The organism is Nostoc sp. DedQUE12b (assembly GCF_034530835.1).
Taxonomy (GTDB): Bacteria; Cyanobacteriota; Cyanobacteriia; order Cyanobacteriales; family Nostocaceae; genus Nostoc.
Window position 1 is genome coordinate 175,869 of the sequence record NZ_JAVRCI010000006.1, and the last position, 6,574, is coordinate 182,442.

4 protein-coding genes are annotated in these 6,574 nt (G+C 44.8%); all 4 read right to left on the minus strand.

The window, feature by feature from the left end:
• Positions 1–248: 248 nt before the first annotated feature.
• Positions 249–1,625: a glucose-6-phosphate dehydrogenase assembly protein OpcA gene (gene opcA / locus RMY16_RS05400; RefSeq protein ID WP_322735486.1), complete on the minus strand. Its 1,377-nt coding sequence runs from the start codon at positions 1,623–1,625 to the stop codon at positions 249–251.
• Positions 1,626–1,787: 162 nt separating this feature from the next.
• A complete protein-coding gene (gene zwf, locus RMY16_RS05405) occupies positions 1,788–3,317 on the minus strand; it encodes a glucose-6-phosphate dehydrogenase (protein ID WP_322735487.1) in 1,530 nt (509 codons plus the stop codon).
• A gap of 125 nt (positions 3,318–3,442) precedes the next feature.
• Positions 3,443–4,588, minus strand: coding sequence for a transaldolase (gene tal / locus RMY16_RS05410; RefSeq protein ID WP_322735488.1), 1,146 nt, complete (start codon positions 4,586–4,588; stop codon positions 3,443–3,445).
• A 460-nt stretch (positions 4,589–5,048) separates the two neighbouring features.
• A complete protein-coding gene (fbp, locus tag RMY16_RS05415; protein WP_194043026.1) occupies positions 5,049–6,098 on the minus strand; it encodes a class 1 fructose-bisphosphatase in 1,050 nt (349 codons plus the stop codon).
• Between the last annotated feature and the right edge of the window lie 476 nt (positions 6,099–6,574).

Here is a 6,574-nt window from a genome sequence, read left to right on the forward strand (position 1 = left end):
TGCATCGACCTGCTATGTTAATGCAATACGGTTTGGTTAAGATTTTTTGATGAAAATTATTGATCGCCAAAAACGCGATAAATCGCCGTATATACAAAAGATTGATTCTTGTAGAGACGGCGATTCATCGCGTCTCTTGCCTCCAAAGAAAATAGAAAAACCCTCCAGATTATTGAAATATCCAAAAATCTGAAGAGTTTGTGTTTGATTTTCGCAATTTTGGTAACTTTTATTGTTTCCAGGCAAAACTAACTATTTGTTTCCAATTTGAAAATATTTGCTGTCACTCCCAGACTTTCTTCAAAAAGTGACTCACGACCCCAGCGTTGTACCTGCTGACTCAGCAATGCTTCCGCCTTTTGTTCCGAAAGTGAAGTCACCTGTTGAAATAGACCAGCAGATTGAGCGCCGCCGTGGGTTTCCATCCGCATACAACCACCAGTTTCCGAGCAAATTACTGTACCACAGTCTGCCTTCGGATTGGTTGAACTGAGGCGCAAAGCAATCAAGTCGCCAGCAATCTCACCCACATCAGCAAGGGGAACACCCGCTAATTCGGTTTCTACTTGCCGTTGGTCTTGAGCAATAAAGTTAATGCGAGTGATGTCATAATCTCCGGTTTCCTTTTGATAGGAAACTGGCTGCCATCCTAAACGACTTGCCAACCAACCCAAAAATAGCAATGCTTGTCCGGGGTTGCCTTTTTCGTAATCTATAGTTACTCGGTCAACTTCCCGAAGGGCAGCCCGACGATGAGGTGAGTCGTAAGCTTCAGCTGTCAATTCCTGCCATGCTGAGAGGCGACGCCAGTTGAGATCAGCCAGGGGAACACCACTTTCCACCAATTCTTGGAGGCGGAGTAAGTCACTTTCTGGCTCGTTAAACCGGCAAGAATCAACAATCACATTATTGCAGACGGCTGCCAACCGCTTGAATAGAGTGTTATTGGGGTCTGGTGTTGCTTTCCACCAGAGAAACTTTGGTAAGCCGCCAATCAACAATGCTGGAAGCATACCACCGATGCGTTCTAAGGCAGCAGCAGTTCCACTGAGAGTAATGTATTCGCAGCAAATTAGTGTACTTGACGATTGCTTTTGGATCGGGCAATAGGCAGAAACTTGAGCTTTCACCCCTTCATCTTCGCCAGTAATGGGAAATAGCGCGATGATCCGGCAGGGGTTGCGGAGGGCGATTTCATCAGCAATTCTAGGGCTTGGGGCATTTAAGCTGGGAAGTTCAATAGAACCATTGTCTCCCGCAGCGCCATTTCCTTGACGTTTGATGAATTCTTCTCTCAAGATAGCCAGGGTTTCAGGCGTTGTTGTTCCAGTATCTGGCAGTGCATATTTTCTCTGCACTTGCCGCAAGGCAGCTACCATCTGAGGGCCTAAAATCCCGTCAAGTGGGCCGTTGTAAAATCCCAAAGTAGCCAAAAGATATTGGGTTTCTTCGGGTTCGTAAACCACTAAGGTAAATGTTGTGGCGCGAGTGGCAGCAGGAAGCCCACCGTCCTCGCCAGTAATGCCGTAACTTTGCCAAATTTGATGAAGTTCCGCTTCTATTTCGTTAAGCGAAATATCTTTTGGCGCCTGAAGTGAATAAATTGTAGAAGCTTGGGGAGCCATAGTAGTTTTGAGTTGTCAGCTTTGTTTGTTGAATAAGTTAGGAGTTTGGAGTTTGGAGTTAGGAGTTTGGAGTTAGGAGTTTGGAGTTAGAATAACTGAAATTCTTAACTCAAAAACTCATAATTTATAACTCATCACTCCTAACTCTTAACTCCTAACTTTCTAAAGTCTGCGCCAGCGACGGCCATCCTGGTTAATTAAGAATTCTGCTTCTGTTGGTTCCCAGGTTCCAGCTTCATATTGGGGAATAGTATTGGCGTCGGCGGGTGCATCCCAAACGGAAAGGGCTGGCGTTACAACCTGCCAAGCGGCTTCTACTTCGTCCGCGCGGGTGAATAATGTTTGATCGCCCATCATACAATCAAGGAATAAGCGATCGTAGGCATCAGATGTGGCTTGGATGCCAAAGGAACCATAACTAAAGTCCATATCAACGGAACGGGTACGGAATTCTGCCCCTGGCATTTTCACATCAAAACGCAGGGAAATACCTTCATTCGGCTGAATCCGCATCGTCAAAATATTGGCGTTTGCCTGTTGGGCGGCTGATTGGAACATCCGAGACGGAACTTCGCGGAAGTGAATCGAAATCTCACTGACTTTTTTCGGCATCCGCTTCCCGGTACGCAAGTAGAAAGGAACACCTTTCCAGCGCCAGTTATCTACCACAAACTTCATGGCGACGTAGGTCGGTGTGGTGGAGTTGGGATTAACGCCTGGTTCTGTCCGATACCCTGGCACTGCTTGACCCTTCATCCAGCCAGCACTATATTGACCGCGTACTGCTGACCGCGACAGATTGTGAACATCAGCTAAACGAGTAGCTTGGAGTACCTTCACTTTTTCTGTGCGGATGCTGTCGGCATCCATTGCGTTGGGTGCTTCCATTGCCGTTAGACAGTAAAGTTGCATTAAATGGTTTTGCAACATATCGCGTAGTGCGCCGGCGCTTTCATAGTAACCAGCCCGGTCTTCCACTCCCACGGTTTCTGCCACGGTAATTTGCACGTGGTCAACAAATTGACGATTCCACAACGGCTCAAAAATCGCATTGGCAAAGCGAAACACCAGCAAATTCTGGACTGTTTCTTTACCCAAGTAGTGGTCAATGCGGTATACTTGGTTTTCTTTACAAAATTTCTGTACCACTTGGTTAAGACTCTGAGCAGAAGCCAAGTCTCGACCAAAGGGTTTTTCAATTACTAGACGATGTTTGTAGGGATCTTCTAGCATCCCGGCGGTTCCTAGCTGCTTAATCGCTTCAGGGAAGAATGAAGGAGCAACCGATAGGTAGAACATGCGATTCCCTCGCGTGCCCCGTTTTTCATCTAATTCACTCAATAAGTTTTTCAGTTTTTGGTAGCCTTCGGGGTTGTCTATATCCCCAGGGCTATAGAACAGACCTTGGGAGAAATCTTGCCAGAGTTCCCCTAAATCGACATCGGCATGTGCTTCTTCCATGCCCTTTTGCATTTGTTCGCGGAAGTACTCATGGCTCCATTCTCGCCGTGCCACACCGACAATGGTCGTTTCTGGGGGAATACGCCGTTCTCGCCGCAATTTGTAAAGTGCTGGCACTAGTTTGCGCCAAGTGAGATCGCCAGAAGCGCCAAAAATGACTATAATCTGGGGTTCGGACATCCGTTGTTGTTGCAGACCAACACGCAAGGGATTTTCTAGCAGACTAACCATAGGAATTTTGGATTTTAGATTTGGTACTAGGATTGGGGAAAGGGAAAGGGGGAAAGGGGAAGGGGGAAAGGGGAAGAACTATACCTTTACCCTTTACCCTTTAACCTTTTTCCCTCTTCTGTTCCCTACACTGGTGACAATACCTTGATCTTGTCTTCTAAAGAGTTCATCAAGGACTGGAAGGGCTGGATAAACTTGTCAATACCATCGACTAAGAGTTCATCCATGACGTTATCAAGATCGATGTTGATGTCGGGATCTTTGAGGTTTTCGATCAGCGTGTAAGCATTATCTAAATCTGTTTCTAAGCGATCGCCTACGTTACAATGATCGGCACAAGCTTTAATGGTTGCTGGTGGTACGGTGTTGACGGTATCATGACCGATCAACTCTTCGATATACATCACGTCTCTGTAGTTGGGGTCTTTGGTGCTGGTGCTAGCCCAAAGTAGCCGTTGTTGTGTAGCTCCTTTTGCTGCTAAATCTTGCCAACGCTCGCTTCTAATGATTTTCTTGTATTCTTGATACGCAATCTTAGCGTTAGCGATCGCTACTTTTCCTTTAACAGCTCTTAGCTTTGCTTCCACGGAAATATCATCAACGCCTTTTTTCAACTTAGCATCAATCTTGCCGTCAATGTTGCTATCGATCCGGCTGAGGAAGAAGCTAGCAACTGAAGCAATTTTACTGATGTCCTTACCTTCAGCCACCCGTTTTTCTAAGCCCCGAATATAAGCCATTGCCGTGTTTACATAGCTTTCTACAGAAAACAGCAGCGTAATATTAACATTCATCCCTTCGGCTATTACCTGTTCTACTGCTGGCAAACCAGGTTCTGTACCGGGAATTTTAATCATCAGATTTTCCCGACCAATTTCTTGGAAATAGCGGCGGGCTTCGGTTATGGTTGCTTCAGTATCATGGGCAATGGTTGGCGGTACTTCAATACTCACATAACCATCTAGTCCATTCGAGGCTTCATAAACAGGGCGTAAAATATCACAGGCATTACGGATATCTGCAAAAACTAGGGATTCGTAAATTTTGTCTATGGGTAAGTTAGCCCGAACTCCGGCTTCGATATCGGCATCATAAATAACGTTACCAGCGATCGCTTTTTCAAAGATCGCTGGGTTAGAAGTAATCCCAGAGATTCCTTGATTTTCAACCATGTCTTTGAGTTCACCTGATTGAATAATGTCACGGGTCAAATTATCCATCCAGATACTTTGACCGTATTGGTTAATTTCTAGTAGATGATTGGTAGACATAGCTCTAATTTGTTTCACTCCTGTATAGTGATGCTTCTAAGTAAGTTGGCAAAACCCATCAAAATTTGATGCTTACTTTTGAATTGTGGCGTTGCCAATCACTTATTGCATCGGCCAGCTGAGATAATCTTTAATACATTTTCAAGAAGTGCGATTCTGCATTCCCAATCCTAAATCACCATGATTAACTTTTAATTAATGCCAGATGTTAGACGCATCCTTGATCCTTTTATTACCGTCTTCAAGTGCAGTATGTCAAAAATAACTATCCAGTTGAAAAAGTTTAAAAAGCTTTATTTACAAGCTTTATTTTCTTCTCAATTGTGCCTTTTTACACTAATACAGTGCGGCGTAAATCAAGCTACCATTGAAAAACTTGTAAAAGCCTTGACATCCAAAACTTTTGACTTTTGACACTTCGACTCCGTTTAGCGTTAACTTTTGATTTTCGTCTTGCGTATTAGTGTCCGTTTTGAATAAAAGACTCCACCTTTGCTACATCCTCTTTGCTACCAATAATTAAAGGCGTGCGCTGATGCAGTTTTTTCGGGACTACATCCAAGATATTTACCAGTCCGGTAGTAGCACGGCCACCTGCTTGCTCAATCAAAAAGGCGAGAGGAGCCGTTTCATAAAGCAAGCGTAATTTTCCTTCTGGATTTTGAATTGTGCCTGGATAGAGAAACACACCGCCTTGAACCAAAATTCTATGGATGTCACTCACCATTGCGCCGCTATAACGAGCGCTGTAGCCTTCTGTGCGATGAACGTAGCGGATATATTCTCGAATTGATTCTTCCCACTGCCAGAAGTTACCTTCGTTCACACTGTAAACAGACCCGTGGTTAGGAATGCGAATATTTTCTTCTGTGAGAATAAATTCTCCTAAGCTGGGATCGAGGACAAAAGAATGAACGCCCTTACCTATAGTATAAACCAGCATCGTGCAGGGCCCATACAGGATGTATCCGGCAGCAAGTTGCTTACGTCCGTTGGCCAGAAGGTCAGTTGCCTTGCCATCACTATCAGTTCCTTCTTGTTGGCGAATGGCGAAAATGGAACCTAAGCTGAGATTATTATCAGTGTTGGATGAGCCATCAATTGGGTCATACAGCAGGGTATAGCGCCCAATGGGGCAATTTTCGGGAATGTAGTAAGGATTTTCCATTTCCTCAGAAGCGAGGCGACAGACTAAGCCGCTTTGCTTAAACACTGAGATAAATACATCATTGGCATAGACATCCATCTTTTTGACGGATTCGCCTTGGACATTAACTTCCCCAGTAAATCCAAGAACGCCTTCCATTAAACCAGCGCGACTCATGCGACGAGCCACCAGTTTCCCGGCCAGAGCGATGCGATTCATCAGCGCACTTAAATCCTGTGCATCTGGCGAAAAACTCTGAAGTTGTTGGAGGACGTGACGGGATAAGGTTGTACAGTCACGATCTAAGGCTCTGTCTGTAGCATCGTAGGCAGATAAGTCTAAAGATTCCGGCGCTTTAGTCATTTTTATGTTCTCCGCAGCCACTAGCTGTTAATTGGGTTTTAATCATCTATAGCAACTTATAGTTGCTGCTTCTATCTTAGAAAGGTAATTTGATAACTTAGATGCGGCTTTAGATAAACTAAAGAAATGAATCTTCAGTTACCCCTGCATCCAGAACCTAGCCAAGACTTATCGGTTAAGGGGAAAGGGGAAAGGGGGAAGGGGAAAGAAAAAACCTTTAACCTTTACCCTTTAACCTTTTCCCCAAACCCAATGCCGAGTTGAAAATGCACAAAGCGAGCAGTATTGCAAGGCAAGCAATCTGCCTGGTTAACTAAGTACAGCTTTGCGTAAAAGCGTAGCGTTTTTAATGCAAGCCCATGTATTAACAAGGCGGCCACCGCATTAACAATACAAGCCCATGTATTAACAAGGCGGCCACCGCATTAACAATACAAGCCCATGCATTAACAAGGCGGCCACCGCATTAACAATAC

Bases quoted from the DNA above. Each gene is read 5' to 3' on its own strand.
- zwf (WP_322735487.1), bottom strand. From the start codon at position 3,317: ATGGTTAGTCTGCTAGAAAATCCCTTGCGTGTTGGTCTGCAACAACAA.
- fbp (WP_194043026.1), bottom strand. From the start codon at position 6,098: ATGACTAAAGCGCCGGAATCTTTAGACTTATCTGCCTACGATGCTACA.
- tal (WP_322735488.1), bottom strand. From the start codon at position 4,588: ATGTCTACCAATCATCTACTAGAAATTAACCAATACGGTCAAAGTATC.
- opcA (WP_322735486.1), bottom strand. From the start codon at position 1,625: ATGGCTCCCCAAGCTTCTACAATTTATTCACTTCAGGCGCCAAAAGAT.